The 19,610-nt window shown below is 67.5% G+C and carries 16 protein-coding genes; 9 read left to right on the forward strand and 7 right to left on the reverse strand.

The annotated features are described in order from the left end of the window. Positions 1-96 precede the first annotated feature (96 nt). From ACQPZ2_RS22115 to ACQPZ2_RS22125, 3 genes are all read left to right on the forward strand, one after another. A complete protein-coding gene (locus tag ACQPZ2_RS22115) occupies positions 97-1,800 on the forward strand; it encodes a SulP family inorganic anion transporter (RefSeq protein ID WP_433520181.1) in 1,704 nt (567 codons plus the stop codon). Between the two features lie 78 nt (positions 1,801-1,878). Further along, positions 1,879-2,499, forward strand: a complete 621-nt coding sequence (locus ACQPZ2_RS22120) for an Rv1733c family protein (protein ID WP_433520182.1) — start codon at positions 1,879-1,881, stop codon at positions 2,497-2,499. Between the two features lie 48 nt (positions 2,500-2,547). Next, complete coding sequence (locus tag ACQPZ2_RS22125) at positions 2,548-3,426, forward strand: universal stress protein (RefSeq protein ID WP_433520183.1); 879 nt, start codon at positions 2,548-2,550, stop codon at positions 3,424-3,426. 248 nt (positions 3,427-3,674) lie between these two features. Here the strand turns inward: ACQPZ2_RS22125 and ppsA are convergent, their stop codons facing one another. From ppsA to ACQPZ2_RS22150, 5 genes are all read right to left on the reverse strand, one after another. Further along, a complete protein-coding gene (gene ppsA / locus ACQPZ2_RS22130) occupies positions 3,675-5,972 on the reverse strand; it encodes a phosphoenolpyruvate synthase (protein WP_433520184.1) in 2,298 nt (765 codons plus the stop codon). Between the two features lie 21 nt (positions 5,973-5,993). Further along, positions 5,994-6,548, reverse strand: coding sequence for a flavodoxin domain-containing protein (locus tag ACQPZ2_RS22135; RefSeq protein ID WP_433520185.1), 555 nt, complete (start codon positions 6,546-6,548; stop codon positions 5,994-5,996). Positions 6,549-6,628: 80 nt separating this feature from the next. After that, positions 6,629-8,656: an erythromycin esterase family protein gene (locus ACQPZ2_RS22140; protein ID WP_433520186.1), complete on the reverse strand. Its 2,028-nt coding sequence runs from the start codon at positions 8,654-8,656 to the stop codon at positions 6,629-6,631. A 45-nt stretch (positions 8,657-8,701) separates the two neighbouring features. Beyond that, the gene (locus ACQPZ2_RS22145; RefSeq protein WP_433520187.1) at positions 8,702-9,868 is read right to left on the reverse strand and encodes a site-2 protease family protein; all 1,167 of its coding nucleotides are present in this window, start codon (positions 9,866-9,868) and stop codon (positions 8,702-8,704) included. Between the two features lies 1 nt (position 9,869). Further along, positions 9,870-10,535, reverse strand: coding sequence for a DUF2267 domain-containing protein (locus ACQPZ2_RS22150; protein WP_433520188.1), 666 nt, complete (start codon positions 10,533-10,535; stop codon positions 9,870-9,872). A gap of 252 nt (positions 10,536-10,787) precedes the next feature. On the opposite strand from ACQPZ2_RS22150, the gene acsA reads away from it, so the two are divergent. From acsA to ACQPZ2_RS22175, 5 genes are read left to right on the forward strand one after another with little or no spacing between them, the layout of a single operon-like run. Further along, on the forward strand, positions 10,788-12,602 hold the full coding sequence (gene acsA, locus ACQPZ2_RS22155) for an acetate--CoA ligase (protein WP_433520189.1): 1,815 nt from the start codon (positions 10,788-10,790) through the stop codon (positions 12,600-12,602). After that, positions 12,599-13,576: a pyruvate dehydrogenase (acetyl-transferring) E1 component subunit alpha gene (pdhA, locus tag ACQPZ2_RS22160; protein WP_433520190.1), complete on the forward strand. Its 978-nt coding sequence runs from the start codon at positions 12,599-12,601 to the stop codon at positions 13,574-13,576. The genes acsA and pdhA overlap by 4 nt, the downstream gene beginning before the upstream one ends. Further along, complete coding sequence (locus ACQPZ2_RS22165) at positions 13,573-14,541, forward strand: alpha-ketoacid dehydrogenase subunit beta (protein WP_433520191.1); 969 nt, start codon at positions 13,573-13,575, stop codon at positions 14,539-14,541. The genes pdhA and ACQPZ2_RS22165 overlap by 4 nt, the downstream gene beginning before the upstream one ends. Beyond that, entirely contained in the window at positions 14,542-16,533 is a 1,992-nt protein-coding gene (locus tag ACQPZ2_RS22170; protein WP_433520192.1) for a 2-oxo acid dehydrogenase subunit E2, read from the forward strand. It abuts the gene before it with no gap. A 23-nt stretch (positions 16,534-16,556) separates the two neighbouring features. Beyond that, complete coding sequence (locus ACQPZ2_RS22175; protein WP_433520193.1) at positions 16,557-16,811, forward strand: phosphopantetheine-binding protein; 255 nt, start codon at positions 16,557-16,559, stop codon at positions 16,809-16,811. A 137-nt stretch (positions 16,812-16,948) separates the two neighbouring features. Here the strand turns inward: ACQPZ2_RS22175 and ACQPZ2_RS22180 are convergent, their stop codons facing one another. Further along, entirely contained in the window at positions 16,949-17,941 is a 993-nt protein-coding gene (locus ACQPZ2_RS22180; RefSeq protein ID WP_433520194.1) for an Acg family FMN-binding oxidoreductase, read from the reverse strand. 242 nt (positions 17,942-18,183) lie between these two features. Between ACQPZ2_RS22180 and ACQPZ2_RS22185 the strand changes: the two genes are divergently transcribed. Beyond that, positions 18,184-18,450 (forward strand): SHOCT domain-containing protein, encoded by a 267-nt coding sequence (locus ACQPZ2_RS22185; RefSeq protein ID WP_433520195.1) that lies wholly within the window; start codon positions 18,184-18,186, stop codon positions 18,448-18,450. Between the two features lie 154 nt (positions 18,451-18,604). Here the strand turns inward: ACQPZ2_RS22185 and ACQPZ2_RS22190 are convergent, their stop codons facing one another. Next, the gene (locus ACQPZ2_RS22190) at positions 18,605-19,609 is read right to left on the reverse strand and encodes an Acg family FMN-binding oxidoreductase (protein WP_433520196.1); all 1,005 of its coding nucleotides are present in this window, start codon (positions 19,607-19,609) and stop codon (positions 18,605-18,607) included. Position 19,610 lies beyond the last annotated feature (1 nt).

The raw sequence follows: 19,610 nt of genomic DNA on the forward strand, positions 1-19,610 counted from the left end.
CGACCGCGCAGTGCGCCCGCACAGTGCCGAACCGACCCATGCCCAGGGACTTTCGGCCATCGGCGTCCGATGGCCGAACCGTGCGATGCTGGCCATATGCTGGCGCGTCTACTCCCGGGCCTGCGGCAGTTCGATGGCTACGACCGGACCCGACTGCGCACCGATGTCCTGGCCGGTGTCACGGTCGCCGCCTATCTGGTGCCGCAGGTGATGGCCTATGCGACCGTGGCTGGGCTGGCACCGGTCGTCGGGTTGTGGGCGTCGATCGGGCCGATGGCGGTATACGTTCTGCTCGGCACTTCCCGGCGGCTGTCGGTCGGCCCGGAGTCGACCACGGCGCTGATGACCGCGGTGGCGCTGGCACCGCTGGCGGCCGGTGATCCGGACCGGTACGCGGCATTGGCGGCGATACTCGCCCTATTGGTGGGAGCGCTGTGTCTGGCGGGAGCGGCGGCGCGGCTCGGTGTACTCGCCGATCTGCTGTCGAGACCGGTGCTCGTCGGATATCTGGCGGGTACGGCGGTGATCATGATCGTCGGCCAGCTCGGCCGCGTGACCGGGGTTCCGGTCAAGGGGGAATCCATTCTCGCGCAGTTGCATTCGCTCGCCACGCACGCAGGGCGGTGGCACTGGCAGACACTGGTGCTCGCCGTGTCGGTGCTGAGTGTGCTGCTGTTGCTCGCTTGGCGGGCACCTCGCGTGCCGGGGCCGTTGCTCGCGGTGCTGCTCGCCACCGGTGTGGTGACGGTCTTCTCGATGCGGCGCTACGGCATCGAGGTCGTCGGATCGGTTCCGGCGGGGCTGCCTGCACCAGGCTTCGCCGGGGTTGCGGCCGCCGATATCGCCCAATTGGTTTTGCCCGCGGTCGGCATCGCCGTGGTCGGTTTCTCCGACAATGCCTTGACCGCGCGCGCTTTCGCGGCCCGGCACGGCGGGCACGTCGCCGTGAATACCGAACTCGCCGCACTCGGCGCGACCAATCTCGCATCCGGTGTGCTGCACGGATTTCCGGTGAGCTGCAGTGGTAGCCGCACCACGATCGCGGACGCCATGGGCGCGCGTACACAGCTGTATTCGGTTGTGGCGCTGGGTAGCGTGCTGACAGTACTGCTCGGGGCACGCGGTGTCCTCGCCGGTTTCCCGACGGCAGCGCTCGGCGCGTTGGTCATCTACGCCGCACTGCGCCTGATCGACGTGCCCGAATTCCGGCGAATCGCTCGATTTCGGCGCAGTGAACTCGTTTTGGCGCTCGGCACGGTTGTCGCGGTGCTGGCACTGGGTGTGCTCTACGGAGTGCTGGTGGCGATCGCCCTATCGATCTTCGACCTGTTGCGCCGTGTAGCGCGGGCCCACGATGCCATCCTCGGATTCGTTCCGGGGTTGGCGGGGATGCACGACGTCGATGACTATTCGGACGCGAAACCGGTTCCTGGACTAGTGATCTATCGCTACGACGCGCCGCTGTGCTTCGCCAATGCGGAGGACTTCCGGCAGCGGGCGCTGGCCGCGGTCGACGAGTGGGACGAACGCGGAGCTACGCCGGTGCGCTGGTTCGTGCTCAATGCCGAGGCCAATGTGGAGGTCGATCTCACCGCGCTCGACGCGGTCGAGCAGGTGCGCGCGGAGCTGGCTGCTCGCGGCATCGTCTTCGCCATGGCGCGTGTCAAAGCCGATCTGCGCGACGATCTGGATGCGGCCGGGCTGACCGCGAAGATCGGCGCGCAGCATCTCTACCCGACCTTGCCGACCGCAGTCGAGGCATACCGAAAAGCGAGGTCGGTGGACCCCTGGGAGCGGTGACCTTCGTCTCTGCCCGCGCTCGTGCCCACGCGCGATGCTCGACTCAGTGCAAATGCCACCGGAAGAAGGTGATCGGCGATGTCGCAGGACTCGGCGTTCCCGATCCATGCCGCGTGGTCACTGAGACGACGGCTGTGGTGGCTACGCCCGTGGAGCCCGAATCCCCTGCTTCGGCCGTCGGATCGAATCGAGGCCGCGCTGCGGCTCCTGGTTGCACTCGCGGTAGTCGCCGCGATCCCGATTGCCGGGGCATTGGGAACCACGGCGTATACCGACACCGCAGCCCGAATCCATACCGAGGATGCGGCGAAATCCGCAGTGAGCGCCGTGATCACCGACGAACCCGAGCGGTCGCCGTCGCATCTGCTCGAGGCGCGGGTGCGGTGGACCAACGATGGTCGCCCCGGCACCGCGACGATGCGCGTGCCGATCCATGCGGCACCCGGGGATCACGTGCGGGTGTGGCTGGGATCGGATGGGACTCCGACGGCCGCGCCACGGCGTCCCGGCGCCGCCGTGCTGACCGGGATCGGCGTCGGCGTCGTGGTGCTGAACGGCGCCTGGGTCATCGCGTGGCTGCTGATGCAGGGTGCCGTATGGCTGCTCGGGCGTCGTCATGGGTGGGCTGGGACCGGCAGTGGCGTCAATTCAACGGTCCGATCAAAGAGGACCGGCAATGAGGTTGCCGTAGCACGGTGACCCCGGACAGTGACCGGCGCTGTCGGTCATATCGGAAAGGGAGCGACGATGGGCAACTCCGCAGGTCCACAGATCATCGCGGCAGTAGACGGCTCGGCGAGTTCGTATCAGGCGGTCGCCTGGGCAGCGGTCGATGCCGTGCTGCACCAGTGTCCGCTGCGCATTCTCACCTCTTTGGCGATGCCGGACTTCGGTCCCGACAAGGCCTTGAGCGAAGCGGACGTGGAGTGGTTGCAGCGCGACGGCGAGCGGATCGTCACCGAAGCGGCCCGGGTCGCACATCAGGCCACACCGGGGGAGGAGCTGGACTTGGCGACCGAGGTGATCTTCGCGTCGATCACGCCGACGCTGATCATGCGCTCGGCGCAGGCGAGGATGCTGGTGGTCGGTAGCCGCGGCGTCGGCGCGTTCCAGCGCGGACTGCTCGGGTCCGTCAGCTCCGCGGTCACCCACCACGCGCGCTGTCCGGTCGCGGTGATTCACGGGAATTCGGCGCTGGATCCGGTCTCGGTGAGCAAACCAGTCCTGGTCGGTGTCGATGGTTCGGACAACAGTGTGCCCGCCATCGAGCTGGCGTTCGAGGAGGCGTCACGGCGCAAGGTCGGGCTGACGGCGCTGCACACCTGGAGCGATGCCAGCGGGATCGATCTGCCGCATTCGGGCTGGGAGGCCGCGCGCGAGTCCGAGCAGACACTGCTGGCCGAGAACATGGCCGGCTATCGCGATCGGTACCCGGACGTGCCAGTGATTCGAATCCTGAAGCTGGACCGTCCCGTTCGGGCGCTGCTCGAAGAGTCGTTGAATGCGCAACTGCTCGTGGTCGGCAGCCACGGCCGCGGCGGATTCGCGAGCATGCTGCTCGGTTCCACCAGCAACGCCTTGTTGCATACAGTGGAGTGCCCGATGATCGTGGTGCGCAAGACCTGAGCAGCTTTCATCCGAGGCGCGGGTGTCCGAATCCAGTCCCGCGCCGAAGCTTGCGCGTCGGTGGGTGCGACGCGAATTGGGCAGGGCGCGAGATCGCGATATGCGGCGAAACTGTTGTTGTGCTCACGAAATGGAATCGCGCGGGGTGTACGAGGCGGTCCGGGGAAGCGAGGTGCACTGCGGACGTGCTGTTCTGTGACGCACAGTGGTTGCCCTGGCAGCGAGATGCCAGGGCAACCACTGTGTTGTCAGCGCGGTATCGCCGGACAGGGCTCGCCGAGCGCCCGGTCGAGCAGGAGACGGCGTTCGGCGGCCGCGACCGCGCGGCGGGCGGCCGGTACGGCATCCGGGGTGACAGAGATGGACGTAATGCCCATGCGGACAAGGTGTTCGGCGAATTCGGGGCGGTTGGACGGTGCCTGTCCGCACAGCGACGAGGTAATGCCGAGGCGGCGGGCGGTCGAGACGATGCGGGTGATGGCATCGAGTACCGCGGGATCGGATTCGTCGAACAACTCGGCGCATTGTTCGGAGTCGCGGTCGACACCGAGCATCAGTTGGGTGAGGTCGTTGCTGCCGATGGAGACACCGTCGATGCCGAGGCCGATGTATTCGGGCAGCCAGTGCACCACCGAGGGCACTTCGGCCATGACCCAGCGGTGCAGTCCGCGCTGGCGGCCGAGTGGGCTGGCGTCGATGAGTTCCAGGCAGGCCGCCAGTTCCCAGCGGGTGCGCACGAACGGAATCATCAAGTGCAGGCTGGGGGTTCGTTCGCGGACCCGAGCCAGTGCGGCGAGTTCGAGGTTGAACAGTTCGGGTTCGCGTATGTAGCGGTAGCAGCCACGGTAGCCGATCATCGGATTGTGTTCGATCGGCTCGTATCGGGTTCCGCCGGTCAATGCACGGAATTCGTTGCTGCGCATGTCGATTGCCCGGTAGATGACCGGTCGCGGCGCAAACGCGGCGGTGATGTGGTGCAGTGACTCGGCCATTCGGGTCACGAAGGCCTGTTCCTCGCCGCGGGCGATGAGATCGCGCGGATGTCGTCCGCCGAGCGCCTCGGTGAGCAGTGTCTCCGCGCGCAGCAGGCCGACGCCGTCGACATCGGATGCGGCGACCCGCTCGGCGGCTTCGGGCAGTGCGAGGTTCACGTAGATGCGGGTGGCCGTCGGTTCCGACGACGCGACGGTGGGCGCGGAATCGGTGGCAATCGTGGTTGTGCTCGATTCCGCTTGTCCCGCGCGGACTTCGCCCGTCCGGCCATCCACGGTGACCACTGTTGCGTCGGCCAACGCTGTGGTGGCCGTGCGGGTGCCGACCACGCACGGGACACCGAGCTCGCGCGCAACGATCGCGGCGTGACAGGTCATCCCGCCGCTGTCGGTGACGACCGCCGCGGCGCGGGTGATGGTGGGTAGCCAGTCCGGATTGGTCATCGGCGCCACCAGCACCTCGCCGTCGCGCAGTGCTTGGCCCTGTGCGGGTGAGGTGAGGACGCGGACCGCGCCGCTCGCCTGTCCAGGCGCGGCGGCCAGACCCCGCACCAGTACCCGCTGAGGCATCTGCCCCACCGTGGTCGGACCCGCCGGGTAGTCGGGAAGTGTGGTGATCGGACGTGCCTGCACCAGCCACAGTGTGTCCTCGTCGTAGGCCCACTCGACGTCCTGGGGCGTACCGTGATGTTTCTGCACGGTCAGCGCGAGCCGGGCCACCTCGACGACCTGCTGCTCGTCGAGGACCGGCGCTTCGGCTTCGGCTTCGGTCAATTCGACCTGCCGGTCGCCGTCCGGTCCGGCCACGATGGCGAAGCTCTGGTGCCCGCTGTGGGTTTCGAGCAGAGTGGGTCCGTCCGCGTCGAGGATGTAGCTATCCGGTTCGGTCGCGCCGGAGACGACGACCTCGCCCTGACCGCGGGCCGCGTCGATCACCACTCGGTCGCGTCGTCCGGTCGCCGGATCGGCGGTGAAGGCCACCCCGGACCGTCGTGTGCTCACCATGCGCTGTACCACCACGGCCATCGCCGGTCGCCGGCGCAGTCCGCGCCGTGCTCGATAGGTCACCACGCGCGGGGTGAACAGTGAAGCCCAGCAGTCGATTACGGCCTCGATCACATTCTCGTCGCCGTGCACGTTGGTGCGTGAGAGATTCATTCCGGCGAAGGACGAGGTGGCGCTGTCCTCGCCCACGGCGGACGAACGCACCGCCACCGCGACGTCGTCACCGAGTGCGTGGTATCCGGCCAGGATGATGGTGCGCACCGTGTTGTCGAGCGCGGTGTGATGTACGAGGTCGCGCATCCGGCGGCACAATTCGGCTACCCGAGCACCGTCGGCGCTCGCGTCGAGCGCCTCGGCGTGCAGACGGTCGAGTTCGGCGCCATTCGGCCCGTCGGAGATCACCTGCTCATAGCAGTTGCGCAGGATGACGAATCCGGGCGGCACCGGTAGACCCGCCGCGACCAGTTCGCCCAGGTTGGCGCCCTTGCCCCCGGCCCAGTCCGCGTCGGCGAGCCGAAGCTCGTCGAAGACAGCGACGTAGTCGCCCATGTCGGCTCCCATGTGTTTGCGTTACGGATGGATCGGCGTGGAGTTGGCCTGCGGCAAGCCGAGCGACTGGGCGATACCGGTGGTCCAGGCCAGAATGGCCTCCCAATCGCGCAGATCGCCGTAGCGACCACCACCCATCAGCCGGTATAGCGTGCGCGCTTGCAGCGAGACGCCCGCACGCTCGTAGTGCCCGGCGAAGGCGTGATAGCCGCGCGGTGCGATCGAATCACGCAGCGCCGCGATCTTCTTCGGCACGATGCGGCCTATCCGCCGCCCGATGGGACCGCGCAGCGCCGGACCGAGCCCGATACTGAACAGCCAGACTTTGGCCTGCACCAGTTGGTCATGGTGGGTATTCACATAGGACGTCATCGCCGGGAGCAGTTGCATATTGTGCACCGCACTGCCGAGGATGATGGCATCGAAACCGGACAGTTCCGGCGCATGCTCGATATCGCTCAGCTCGATCGAGGCGCCGCGCGCGGCGAGCGCGTCGGCGATGAATTCGGCGATATCGCGGGTCGATCCTTCTGCGGTCGCGTAGAGGACCGCGATGCGGGTTGTATTCGCTTCCATACCGATAGCGTCGCGCCGGATGGTGCTTGCCGGGCAGAGGCGTGGTGCCCGCAGTGCTGGGACCAATGGCCCATGGCCGGTCACAGTCCGGATGGATACGTCTCGGGTGTGGTGCCCGCGATCCACTCACTGGTCGGCTCCAACGGTTCCAGTGCGGTGGTGTGGTCGATGTGGATGAGCGCGTCGAACTGGTCGGCGAGCCGGGTGTGGAAGTAGTGGCTCTGTCGCTCGGTGCCGGGCCGGTAGACCACGCCGATCGCGCGCTGTAACCGAGGTTGATGCAGTAGCTCTCCGGCCTCGCCCGAAAGGTCCGTGTGGAGTAGGAATTCCGGGTTGCCGGTGTCGTGGAGCAGTTCTTCGATACTGGAAGGCAATGCGGGACGAACGTTTTCGCGGCGGTCCGGTCCGCCCCAATCCTCGGCAGCGGTGACCGTTCCCGAGCACGTACTGAAGCCGATGAGACGACAGGCATCACCGTGGCGTTCGCGCATCAGCTGGCCCAGGGTGAGTTGACCTTCGCTACCCATTTCGGTGGCGCGGGCATCGCCGACATGAGAGTTGTGCGCCCACACCACGATTCGAGCGGTCAAGGGTTCGTCGGACCGGCCGAGGTGGTCGGCGAGTGCGTCGAGGGTGTCGGCCATGTGTTTGTCGCGCAGATTCCAGGAGGACACCCGGTCGCCGAACATGGCCCGGTAGTAGGCCTCGGCATCGCGCACCGACCAGGCATTGCGCAGCGCATCGAAGAGTTCGTCGGCGGCGACGGGTTCGACCTCGCCTCCGGCGATCGCGACGCGCTGCAATTCCAGCAGTTGCCGGATCACTTGGGCCTCACAGGATCTGCCCGCGCCGAACGCGGCGGCGAAACCGTATGCCTGGGCATCGTCACCCGCGACATGGTCGAAGCAGGCGTAGCGAATTCTGGCGCGCTGCGCTGCTTTCGGATCGACGCGGTCGAGGTAGTTCACCACCTCCTGCATCGATCGATGCAGGCTGTAGAGGTCCAGACCGTAGAACCCGGTTTCCAGCTGGTTGTCGTGCTGTTGCCCGGCGTTGTATGCGCGCAGCCAGATGATGAATTCGCGGACCTCGGTATTGCGCCACATCCAGGCCGGGAAGCGCTCGAATCCGCGCAGCGCCTGTTCGGCGGTGGTGTCGGTGCCGCGCCCGTGCACGTACCGGTTCACTCGGTAGGCATCGGGCCAGTCAGCTTCGGCGACGACGGCGGTGAAGCCCTTCTCCTCGATCAGCCAGCGCGTGATCGCCGCCCTGGCTCGGTAGAACTCCTTTGTGCCGTGCGAACTCTCGCCGATCAGCACGAATCGGGCGTCGCCGATCAGTTCTTCGAGCACGTGTGTGGGTGGGATGCCGTCGGGTGCGTCGATGGCTGCGGCTCGGATGGTCGCCGCGGCGTCGATGCGCGGGACGGCGGTGCCGGTGGTCGAGATGGCGAGCAGGGTGCGTACCTGTTCGTCGGTGACCTGGGTGAAGTCCCAGAACCATTCGCCGACCGCGCGGAACGGGGTCGGCATGGTCGCGCAGACCATTTCGTCGATCGATGCGCCGAGTTCTCGGCAGGTCGACTCCGGTGCGGCGGGGACCGCGACCACGATCCGCTTCGGTTCACCCGCGCGGATCGCCTCGATGGCGGCGAACATGCTGGCGCCGGTGGCCAATCCGTCGTCCACCAGGATCACCGTCCGCCCGGCCACCTCGATCGGGCCGCGGTCGGCGCGATAGGCGGTTTCTCGCCGGGCCATCTCCGCAGCCTCGTCGCGGGCGACGCCGCGCACCTGATCCGCGGTCAGCTGCAGCGCGCGCACCATATCGTCGTTGAGCACGATGCGACCGCCGGTGGACAGGGCGCCGATCGCGAATTCCGGATGACCCGGTGCGCCGAGTTTGCGCACGACCAGGGTGTCCATCGGCGCGCCGAGTGCCGCTGCGACCTCCCACGCGACCGGTACCCCGCCGCGCGGCAGTCCGAGCACCAGGACATCAGGATCGCCGCGATAGTCTTCGAGCAGACCGGCCAGCGCTCGGCCTGCCTCGTGCCGATCCCGGAAGATCGGTCGCGGCGGTTCGTGCTGCACTGGTGTATGGCTCATCGCAAGCCTCCCATCAGCTGGCCCTATATGGGCCGAATTGTCCTGTCAGAGTGTGGTATTCGGTGGCTGGTACCGTTCCGGCCGGTGTGCGGGCAGGCCGAGTGCGCTGCGCTGGACGGCCAGCGTCAGATCCGTCGCGGTGACCACGCCGACGAGTCGACCAGGTGGATCGATCACCGCGATGACGTCGAAATCGGGTCGCAGTACGACTTGGGATGCCACGGTGGACAGCAGTTCGTCACCGGATACCCGGGCCTTCGACGGCAACGGGCGTGCGAGGCTGCGCACCGCGGTGGTGTCGCGGGCCGCAGCGGGCAATGCCGCGAGATCGGACCAGGCGAGCTCACCGACCGGCCGCCCCGCCGGGTCGATCACCGGGAACACCCGGTGATCGGAATGCACGATCTGGGAGCGCAGCAGGTCGCCGACAGACCAAGTAGCGGGAACCGACAGCGGGCGTTCGGTCATGACATCGCGTACCCGGACCTCGCCCAGCCGATGTCGCAGCCCGGCGGCGGACAGTTCGACATTGGCGGCCGAGAACAGGAACCAACCGAGCAGCATCAGCCAGAGTCCGCCACCGTTGCCCACCAGTAGCAGCTCCACACCGCCGAGGATCAGCAGCGCCAGCCCGAGAACCCGGCCGTTGCGTGCGGCCACGGTGCTGGCGCGCAACCGATCTCCGGTGTGTCGCCAGATCAGTGCGCGCAGCACACGGCCACCGTCCAGCGGTGCGCCCGGCAGCAGATTGAATACGGCCAGAATGAGATTCATCGCGGCCAGCCAGGCGAGCATCTGCGGCACCGCCCCGCTGAGCACCGCCGCGACCACATCGGCGACCCCGAACAGCGCGACGCCGAGCACGAGACTGGTGAGCGGTCCGGCCACTGCGATCCGCAGATCCGAGCGTGGATCCTTCGGCTCGTCGCCGAGTTCGGATACCCCGCCCAGTAGCCACAACACGACCGCATCGACCCGGGTGCCGCTGCGGCGCGCGATGATCGAATGCGCCAACTCGTGGCTCAGCAGAGAGACGAACAGGCCGACCGCGCCGACCGCGGCGACCAGCCAGACTCCCAGCGAGTTCCCATCGGCGTCGGCGAGCGCGCGGCCGAGCAGATAGGTGAACAGGCCGAGGGTGACCAGCGCCGACCAGTGCGCCCCGATGCGGATGCCCGCCAGCCGCCCCAGCGGAATCGTCGCATGCACCATGTCAGCGCTCCCGCGCGTCGGCGCCGACCAGACCTTCGGCGAGCAGAATGCGGTGGGCCTGCTGGGCCGCCTGGGTCGACCGGTCGTCGCCGGGTTTGTCGGCGGGAAGTCGCTCGAGTCCGCGTGCCAGCACAGCGACGGCATCACCGAGTGCCTGGATACGGTTCCCGAGGTTGGCGACCGGTCCGACCTCGTCGGCCCCGGCGCCTGGTTGCCACTCGATCAGCGACTCGTCGACCGCTGGTCTCGCGCCGCACAGCACGCCGTACAGGTGCATCGGCAGGACAGCGAAGATCCGGTTCAACTGGCCGGGGGAGAACAGCTCCGACAGCGTCGCGGTGACCGCACCGGCGACCGGGCCGACCTCGTCCTCGTCGATGCCTGCCTCGCGGGCGAACTGCCGGATGAATTCGGCGAGGCCATGCCGGACCGGCACGTGGGTGGGCACCCACCCTTCGTAGTACGCCCCGCGCAGTATTTCGGGAAGTTGCGCGGCCAGGTGTGCCGAGCTGCTGACATTGATGCGGTCGCGCACGGTGTGCAGCCAGGCGCGCAGTGCCCGGTAGGCGAAGGCATGGTCGTCGGTATCGAGACCGTCGGCGACGGCGCGCAGCCAATCGTGGGCGGTCTGCACGGCGGGCGCGAGTGGATCGTCGTGGTGTGGCATGGCTGGCCTCCTGGGTTCTTCCCTGGTCTTGTACGCCCCAGCCTGCGACGTGCATTGCCGCTGGCCAAGGGTCGAAGGGTGCTCTCGGGCGTGCCGATGGTCCCGCTTTCGGATCGCCGATTGCCCGATATCGCGGCAGTGTGGTTGCGCTGGCGGGCGAGGGCCGGAAGTCCCCTGCTTGGTGGACGTTTCGCACCAGGTCCGGGTCGGGGGACTCTGCCATGCGGAGTCTGGGACCGCGACGATGGCGATATGACGGATACGGCCCCGGTCGGCGCAACGACGGGCGGCGCGTTCGGCTGGACACCGATCGACAAGCCGCAGGCCGAACAGGCGCGGGCCAACCTCATCGACTACGACCGAACGTGCCGCGAATTCTCCTGGGAGAAGGCGCGATCCGAACTCGCTGGGCTACCGCACGGCGGGCTGAACATCGCCTACGAAGCAGTGGACCGGCATGCCGAGGGTCCGGCTGCGGATAGGCCCGCGTTGCGGTGGTTGCCCGCCACGGGCGGCGAGGTCGTCCTGACCTACGCCGACCTCGCCGTGGCGACCAACCGATTCGCCAACGTGCTGCGCGGAATGGGGATACGTCGCGGCGAACGCGTCTGCGTCCTGCTCGGGCGTACACCCGAGCTGTATATCGCGGTGCTGGGCGCATTGAAGGCCGGGTGCGTGGTTTCCCCGCTGTTCTCGGCCTTCGGTCCGGAACCGGTGCGCCAGCGGTTGGAGATCAGCGCAGCGGCGGCCTTGGTGACCTCGACGGCGCTGTACCGAAAGAAGGTCGCGCCGATACGCGACGCCGTCCCCGCGCTGCGCACCGTGCTGATCACCGACGGCCTCGGCGAAACCGGCGAAATGTTCGCCGACGACCTGGCCGCCGCGATGGCCGTCGCCGACGCCGAGTTCCCAATCGTGCGCACCTACGCCGACGATGCGGCGTTGATGCACTTCACCAGCGGCACGACGGGAAAACCCAAGGGCGCCTTGCATGTGCACGGCGCGGTGCTCGCGCACCGGGTCACCGCGCGCTATGCACTGGATCTGCGTGCTGGAGACATCTTCTGGTGTACCGCCGATCCGGGCTGGGTGACCGGTATGTCCTATGGCGTGATCGCCCCGCTGTGCCTCGGCGCCACCGTGATCAGCGACGAAGCGGAATTCGACGCCCGCCGCTGGTACGACATTCTCACCACTCAGCAGGTTTCGGTGTGGTATACCGCGCCGACCGCGCTGCGCATGCTCATGCGCTACGGGGACCGGCTGCCCGAAGAAACCGATCTGTCGGCGCTGCGATTCATCACCAGCGTGGGGGAGCCACTGAATCCGGAGGTCGTGGTCTGGAGCGAACGGGTACTCGGTCGACCGGTACACGACAACTGGTGGCAGACCGAGACCGGCGCGATCATGATCGCCAATCTGGCCGCCGCGCAGGTGCGTCCGGGGTCCATGGGGCGACCGCTACCCGGTATCGAAGCGACGACGCTGCGGCGCGGACCGGACGGTCGCGCGGCGGTCGTCGACGGCGCGGTAAGACCCGCCGAGCCCGGGGAAGTCGGCGAGCTGGCCCTGCGCCCCGGCTGGCCGTCGATGTTCCGCGCGTATTGGGGCGAATCCGAGCGCTACGCGCGGTGTTTCGCGGGCAGCTGGTATCTCAGCGGTGATCTGGCCCGCCGTGACGCCGATGGCTACTACTGGTTCGTCGGCCGCGCCGACGACGTCATCAAGTCCGCCGGGCACCTGGTCGGTCCGTTCGAGGTGGAAAGCGCGCTGATGCGGCATCCCGCGGTCGCGGAGGCCGGTGTCATCGGCACACCGGACCCGGTCGCGGGGGAGTTGGTGAAGGCATTCGTGCTGCTGCGTCCGGGGTATCAGGCGTCGGAGGAGCTACTTGCCGAGCTGACCGTGTTCGGCCGCAAGGCGCTCGGCGCGGTGGCGCCCAAACAGATCGAATTCACCGAGGGTCTGCCGCACACGCGCAGCGGCAAGGTGATGCGCCGACTGCTGAAGGCTCGCGAACTCGGCCTACCCGAAGGCGACACCTCGACATTGGAGGGCCCGTCATGACTGGATCCACCCTGGACAAGGACGAACGCATCGAGCTGCTGCGGCAGATGGTACGAATCCGCCGCTTCGAAGAGCGCTGTGTCCAGCTCTACAGTGCCGGGTCGATCCGCGGGTTCCTGCACCTGTACATCGGTGAGGAGGCGGTGGCGGCCGGGGTACTCGCCGCGATCGGTCCCGATGACGCGGTGGTATCGACCTATCGCGAACATGGGCACGCCATGGCCCGCGGTCTCCCGATGGACGCGCTGCTGTCCGAAATGTACGGTCGCGCAACGGGTTGCAGCCGTGGGCACGGCGGGTCGATGCACTTGTTCGATGCCGAACGGCGCTTCTACGGCGGCAATGCCATCGTCGGCGGCGGGTTGCCGATCGCGGTCGGGCTGGCCCTGGCCGACGCCATGCGGGAGCGGCCGATCGTGACGGTATGCCTGTTCGGCGATGGCGCGGTGGCCGAGGGCGAATTCCACGAATGCCTGAATCTGGCCGCGCTGTGGCGACTTCCGGTGCTGTTCGCCTGCGAGAACAACCAGTACGCGATGGGGACTGCGCTGGCCCGCGAGCACGCGGCGACCGATCTGGCGCTGCGCGCCTCGTCCTACGGCATGGCCGCCTGGCCGGTCGATGGCATGGACGCGCTCGCCGTTGTCGATGGGGCGCGTCGCGCGGTGGAGTCGATTCGCGGTGGTGGCGGTCCGTGCTTTTTGGAGTTGCGGACCTACCGGTTCCGCGCGCACTCGATGTACGACGCGGACCGCTACCGCGACAAAGCCGAGATCGCGGGGTGGCAGGAACACGACCCGATCCCCCGGCTGTTCGCAGGGCTGCGCGCGTCCGGGGAACTGCCCGAAGACGGACTGGACGTGCTGCGCGCCGACGCCGATGCCGAAGTCGATGCCGCCATCGCCGCTGCCGAGAACGCCCCGTTCGAACCGGTGGGTGAGCTCACCCGCTACGTGTACACGGAGCAGACATGACGACCTATCGGGACGCGATGCGAGAAGCGTTGCGCGAGGCGTTGATTCGCGATGATCGGGTCTTCCTCATGGGTGAGGATGTCGGCGCGTACGGAGGTTGTTTCGGCGTGAGCCGCGGTCTGCTCGACGAATTCGGGCCGGACCGGATCCGTGATACGCCGCTGAGCGAGTCGGCCTTCGTCGGCGCGGGCATCGGCGCCGCGCTCGGCGGGATGCGCCCGATCGTCGAAATCATGACCGTCAACTTCAGTCTGCTCGCGCTGGATCAGATCCTCAACAATGCCGCGACACTGCGGCATATGTCCGGCGGACAGCTATCGGTGCCGCTGGTGATCCGGATGGCCACCGGCGCGGGGCGGCAGCTCGGCGCCCAGCATTCACACAGCTTGGAGGCGTTCTACGCGCATATCCCCGGTCTGCGTGTGCTCTCGGCCGCCACGGTCGAAGACGCCCGCGGCATGCTCTGGCCCGCGCTGCAGGATCCGGATCCGGTGCTGATCTTCGAGCCCTTCGCGCTGTACAACGCCGAATCGGAGCTGCCCGCCGACGCGCACACGATCGATATCGATCACGCGGTGATCCGGCGTGTGGGCACCGACGTGACCCTCGTGGCCTATGGTGGCACGCTGCGAGTGGCGCAGGCGGCCGCGGGCGCGCTGGTCACCGACGGTATCGAGGCCGAGGTCATCGATCTGCGCACACTGCGCCCACTGGATGAGCAGACGCTGCTCGACTCGGTGACGCGCACCCATCGTCTCGTCGTAGTCGACGAGGGCTGGCGCAGCGTGGGTATCGCCGCCGAAATCGCCGCGCGCGCAGCCGAATACGGCTACTACGAGCTCGACGCTCCGATACAGCGGGTATGCACCGCCGAGGTGCCGGTTCCCTACGCCAAACATCTGGAGGAGGCGGCGCTGCCACAGGCCGCCGATGTGGTCGCGGCGGCGCGCCGGGTGGTGAGCTGAATGACCGAATTCCGGATGCCCTCTCTCGGCGCGGATATGGAGGAAGGCACCCTGCTCACCTGGCGGGTGCATCCCGGCGACGTCGTGCACGTCGGCGATATCGTGGCCGAGGTCGATACGGCCAAGGCGGCAATCGAAGTCGAATGCTTCGACGATGGCACGATCGGTAAGCTCCTGGTGCCGGAGGGTGCCACCGTTCCGGTCGGCACCGTGCTTGCCACGATCGAGCCGAACGGCGCCAGCGCGATTGCTTCGGTTGAACCGATGCCGGTCGAATCGATTGCGGCCGAAGCCGGTGCGGCACAACCGTTTGTAGTCGAGTCGAGCGCGGTGGCAGCGGCTGCGGCAGAATCGGCCTCGATCGAGCCGACTGTGATGGAAGCGGCGGCGGCCCAACCGGTTCCGGTCGGGTCGACGGTGGGGGAGGCGGCTGCGGCCCAACCGGTTCCGCTGGAGTCCGGTGCGGTGCAACCGCCGCTGGGTGTCGGCAAACTCCGGTCGCGCGCTCGGTCGAAAACCAAGCGCACTCGGCGCTCGGCGGACAAGTCAGCCAAGACCGGCGGTCGACGCGCGGCCGCATTGGCATCCGCGGGTTCCGACGTGCACGCGACCCCATTGGTTCGGCGCTTGGCCCAGGAAGCCGGTATCGACCTGGCCGCCGTCCAAGGGTCAGGACCCGACGGCCGTATCGTTCGCGCCGACGTGGAGCGCGTTATCGCCGCCCGCCTCGATACCACCCGCGCTGCGGGTACGAAAACCGCTGGCACGCAGCGGAGAACCGTCCCAGACGTCGACGACTCCGCGACGCGATCCGTTGGCGCACGGCCGGCGTCCTCGTCTGACAGCGGTGGTGTGGCCGCGGGAGCCGTCGGCGTGCCGCCGGTATCTCATCCTCACGGTGCGGGTGTGGCGCCGGAAACCGGCGGCGCGCGGCCACCAACCGTATCGAGCATCGAGGACTCTGCGGCGGAAGCCGTTGGCGTGCGGCCGGTATTCCCGCCCGGCAGTGAGCGCGCGGCGGCGGAGACCGGTAGGAGGGTGGCGGAAACCCCTGGCGCGCAATCGACAACCCGCGCCGATGCCGCTGTCGCGCCCGGCCGGGTGCCGGCGTCAGGATATGCCAGAAGGCTGGCCCAGGAGCTCGGCGTGGATCTGTCGGTGGTGCACGGCGGCGGTCCAGGCGGAGCGGTCCGGGCAGCGGATGTCCGGGCGTCGCAAGAACTCGATGTGCACGAGCCCGCCACGAAAATGCCTGGACACGAGCAGGTCCCGCCGGACGGCGCGGTGACCCGACGTGAACCGGCACAGGTTGCCTCGCCACAGCACGATCCGGCGGCGATGCGCCTGGCCATCGCGGCGGCCATGACCCGCTCGAAACAGACCATCCCGCACTACTACTTATCGACCACCATCGACGTCGCCGCCGCCACCGAATGGCTGCGCGAGATCAACAAGGCCGCGCCGGTGCCGGATCGAATCGTGCTCGCGGTCTTGCTCTTACGTGCGGTCGCACTGGCCGCACGCACCGTACCCGCGATGAACGGGCACTGGATCGACGATGGCTTCCGTCCGGCCGACACCGTCGATCTCGGCATGATCGTTTCGCTGCGCGGCGGTGGCATCATCGCGCCCACCCTGGCACACGCGGACACGACGCCCCTACCGGAGTTGATGGTCCGGCTGCGCGAAGCGGTCACCCGGGCCAGGTCCGGTCGGCTGCGCTCCTCGGATACCGCCCCGGCCAGCATTACCGTGACCAATCTCGGTGAGCTCGGCGTGGAATCGGTGTTCGGCGTGATCCCGCCACCGCAGGTGGCGATCGTCGGCTTCGGCGCGGCCATCGAACGCCCCTGCGCGGTCGGCGGATTGCTCGGCGTACGGCCACAGGTGACCACCACGCTGGCGGCCGATCACCGGGCCAGCGACGGCGCGGTCGGCGCGCGATTTCTCAACACCATCGCCGAACTGCTGCAGCATCCGGAACAACTGTGAACCACGAAAGGTCGTGAACGACCATGTCCCACACCCTGTCTCGCGACGACGCGGATACCGTCATCCGAACCGCGCTGCGCGGCTTCGCCTCCGATGCGGAACTTGCGGCGCTGGCGCGCACCGAACCCCTGCGTACCGCACTGGACCTCGACTCCCTCGACTTCCTCAGCTTCGTCGAAAAGCTCAATCGCGCAACCGGAGTACGCATCGATGAATCCGACTACCCACGGCTGGCATCGATCGACTCCTGCGTGGAGTTCCTGACTGCAGCCGATTAGCGCTCAGCAATAGAGGTAAGCCGCACCGACCAGTCGTGCAGCCATCCTGATGATGCCTCACGTGTGGGCCGACCACGACGCGCGATTCGCTACTTCGCGCATCTACACTTCGCGCTCAGCGAGATCAACGGTAAGACTCAACCGGTGCGGAGCTCGAGTACCTCATCGAGCGGACGTCGTGGTGTAGAGGCGGGTTCAGTGTCCTCGGGTGCCACGCCGATACGGATCAGCACTTGCGGCAGGTTAGGATGCGGGATCAGGTCAGCGATAACCGAACGGCTGGTGGCGAGTTCGGTGATGTGGGTCAGCGAGCAGGTGGCCAGGCCGCGTGCGGTGCATTCGAGCAGTACTTCCGACAATGCCTCACCGGTATGCAACCAGTGCGCGGGCGTCTCACCGAGGGTGCTGAGCACTATCAGCCGGGACCGATCCTCGATCGCGGCGCGGCGAACCGAATACGGTGCGGGCGGGAAGCCGCGCCCGACGTCCACCCTGGCCGCCTCGGCATCCGATACCAGCGCGGCAGCAGGGACACCCTGCTCAACATCCGAATGCCCGGTCCACCAATGTAATTCGGTCTGATACGGCATGTCGTACCGGCGCAATGCGGCGGCGTGTTCGGTGGCCGCGGCCAACCGGGGCCGGCTGGTTTCGGCGATCTCATCGACGGAAACATGATGTGGTCTCGCCAGTTCGCGCGCAGCGTCGAATACATCGAACCAACCTTCCGGTGCCAGCATCGGCAATCGGTCGGTGTAGCGGCGGTGGATGGCGCGCACGCGAGCCGCCGTGGTATTCAGCGCGCCGGGCCACGGGCGGAACTCGAGCATGGCCAAGTGATCGAGCACATCGGGGTCGGGGAGCCGGATGACATCGGCGAACCAGCCCATCGACACAAAGGCCAGGCGCGCGTGGTCGAGCACCGCGCCGCAGCTGATCACCAACTGTCTGCCTTGTGGGTCGGCCGAGCGCAACAGTCGGCTGGTGTCGCGGTAGAGATTCAGGCGCGTCCCGTCGTACACCCAGCGCCATGGCTGGGTGTTGTGCACAGATGGGGCTCGGCAGGCGAGCATCAGTGCCATTCGCACGGTCCGCAGATCGGGTGTGCTCCCATGGTCGCTTGCATTCATACCCTGACTCTCACTCCACCGCGACCGTCGGCGCGACAGGCATTGCGCACCGATCCCAGGGCCGATAGTCACCCGCACTCGGTCGGGTGATCACCATGCGCTGACAGCGATGAGCGTCGAGGTCGTTTGTACCTGCTGGAGGGGGCGATCGGCTCTGCTGCTGGTGGCGGGGGTGGGGCACAGTTTGATGTGAGCTGGCGAAATGGTCGGTGGCATCAGTTGTGAGCTGAGGAGATGCCGAGATGATGTACTGGTACGACCACGATCTCGATGGGTGGGGGTATGCGTGGATGAGCATCGGAATGGTGCTGTTCTGGGGGCTGCTCATCGCAGGCTTCGTGATTCTGGTTCGCCTCGCTATGCGACCCGATCCGTCATCGATGAACCGGCGCGAGCTGGTGGCCGAACAGTTACTGGCCGAACGGTTCGCGCGCGGCGAGATCGACGAGAAGGAATACACAGATCGGCTAGCGACGCTGCGTCGCCACCTGACAGCGGGACATTCGTAATGTTGTCCGCAGCGGTGGATTTCGGCAGGTTTGCGGCCCGTCACCCAGTGTGTCCAGGTCGTGGATCCGCCGATATCACCGTCCAGCATCTCGAAGAGGTACTGCGGCGCAGCCAGCGCCGTGGATCCGTTTCGGCGCGGCTGGTGTGATCGGCCTATTCGTGTCGCATCGTCAGGAAGTCGGTCAGCGGGCGGCGCGGTGTCGGTGCGGTTTCGGGTTCATCGTCGGGTACGGTGCCGACCCGGATGATCACCTGAGGGATACCGGGATGGGGGAGCATAGCCGCGATAATCTTTCGGGCCGAAGGCATTTCGGTGATGTGGGTCATCGAGCAACTCGCCAGACCGGCGGTCGTGCACTCCAGGAGCACAGCCGAGAGCGCTTCGCCGGTGTGCAACCACGCCGTGGCGGACTCACGAGGCGAGCTGAGCACCAACAGTCGCGCGCGGTCCTCGAGATCGCCGCGGCGGGCCGAATGCGGCGCCGACGGAAAGGTGCGCCCTACACTGACGCGGGCGAATTCGGCATCCGAGGCCAGGGCCTCACGCGGGACGCCTTCGGGGTCGCCGGAATGCCCCGCCCACCAATGCAATTCGGTCTGGTATTCCATGTCGTAGCGGCGGACCGCAGTGGCGTGGTCGGATGCCGCCGCGAGCTTCGCACGGGCGCTGTCGTCGAGGAGATCGAGCTCGATGTCGTGGGGGGTCACCAGCATTCGCGCGGTGTGCAAGAACTGTGAAAGATCCGTCGGTGCGAACATCGGCAGTCGGTCGGTGCGGCGCCGATCGATGGCGCGAGCCCGGGCCAGCACGCCGGCCGGGGGCTCGGGCCACGGCCGGAACCCGATGACCGCCAGATAGTCGGTGCGATCGGAAACGGGCAACCGGGTGGTATCGGTGTGCCAGCCCATGGCGGCGAATGCGGTGCGCACATGGTGCAGCATCGCGCCACAGCTGATCACCAACTGTCTGCCGAGTGGATCGGCCGAGGCCAGGAGGCGGTCGGCGTCGCGGTACAAATGCAATCCGACCCCGTCGAACACCCAGCGCCACGGCTGGCTGTTGTGCAGCGACGGTGCCCGGGCGGCCAACCGCATGGCCGACAGCACCGTCTGGTGGTCCGGCACCGAAAGTACGGGAGAAGCGCTGGTATCGGTCATA

Source organism: Nocardia pseudovaccinii (genome assembly GCF_050942345.1).
Lineage (GTDB): Bacteria > Actinomycetota > Actinomycetes > Mycobacteriales > Mycobacteriaceae > Nocardia > Nocardia pseudovaccinii.

What these genes read in the sequence shown, in the direction of transcription:
- ACQPZ2_RS22140 (WP_433520186.1), bottom strand. Translation starts at nt 8,656, where the DNA reads ATGAGCCATACACCAGTGCAGCACGAACCGCCGCGACCGATCTTCCGG.
- ppsA (WP_433520184.1), bottom strand. Translation starts at nt 5,972, where the DNA reads ATGGGCGACTACGTCGCTGTCTTCGACGAGCTTCGGCTCGCCGACGCG.
- ACQPZ2_RS22115 (WP_433520181.1), top strand. Translation starts at nt 97, where the DNA reads ATGCTGGCGCGTCTACTCCCGGGCCTGCGGCAGTTCGATGGCTACGAC.
- ACQPZ2_RS22120 (WP_433520182.1), top strand. Translation starts at nt 1,879, where the DNA reads ATGTCGCAGGACTCGGCGTTCCCGATCCATGCCGCGTGGTCACTGAGA.
- ACQPZ2_RS22180 (WP_433520194.1), bottom strand. Translation starts at nt 17,941, where the DNA reads ATGAATGCAAGCGACCATGGGAGCACACCCGATCTGCGGACCGTGCGA.
- ACQPZ2_RS22175 (WP_433520193.1), top strand. Translation starts at nt 16,557, where the DNA reads ATGTCCCACACCCTGTCTCGCGACGACGCGGATACCGTCATCCGAACC.
- ACQPZ2_RS22135 (WP_433520185.1), bottom strand. Translation starts at nt 6,548, where the DNA reads ATGGAAGCGAATACAACCCGCATCGCGGTCCTCTACGCGACCGCAGAA.
- ACQPZ2_RS22145 (WP_433520187.1), bottom strand. Translation starts at nt 9,868, where the DNA reads ATGGTGCATGCGACGATTCCGCTGGGGCGGCTGGCGGGCATCCGCATC.
- ACQPZ2_RS22185 (WP_433520195.1), top strand. Translation starts at nt 18,184, where the DNA reads ATGATGTACTGGTACGACCACGATCTCGATGGGTGGGGGTATGCGTGG.
- acsA (WP_433520189.1), top strand. Translation starts at nt 10,788, where the DNA reads ATGACGGATACGGCCCCGGTCGGCGCAACGACGGGCGGCGCGTTCGGC.
- ACQPZ2_RS22165 (WP_433520191.1), top strand. Translation starts at nt 13,573, where the DNA reads ATGACGACCTATCGGGACGCGATGCGAGAAGCGTTGCGCGAGGCGTTG.
- ACQPZ2_RS22170 (WP_433520192.1), top strand. Translation starts at nt 14,542, where the DNA reads ATGACCGAATTCCGGATGCCCTCTCTCGGCGCGGATATGGAGGAAGGC.
- ACQPZ2_RS22125 (WP_433520183.1), top strand. Translation starts at nt 2,548, where the DNA reads ATGGGCAACTCCGCAGGTCCACAGATCATCGCGGCAGTAGACGGCTCG.
- pdhA (WP_433520190.1), top strand. Translation starts at nt 12,599, where the DNA reads ATGACTGGATCCACCCTGGACAAGGACGAACGCATCGAGCTGCTGCGG.
- ACQPZ2_RS22190 (WP_433520196.1), bottom strand. Translation starts at nt 19,609, where the DNA reads ATGACCGATACCAGCGCTTCTCCCGTACTTTCGGTGCCGGACCACCAG.
- ACQPZ2_RS22150 (WP_433520188.1), bottom strand. Translation starts at nt 10,535, where the DNA reads ATGCCACACCACGACGATCCACTCGCGCCCGCCGTGCAGACCGCCCAC.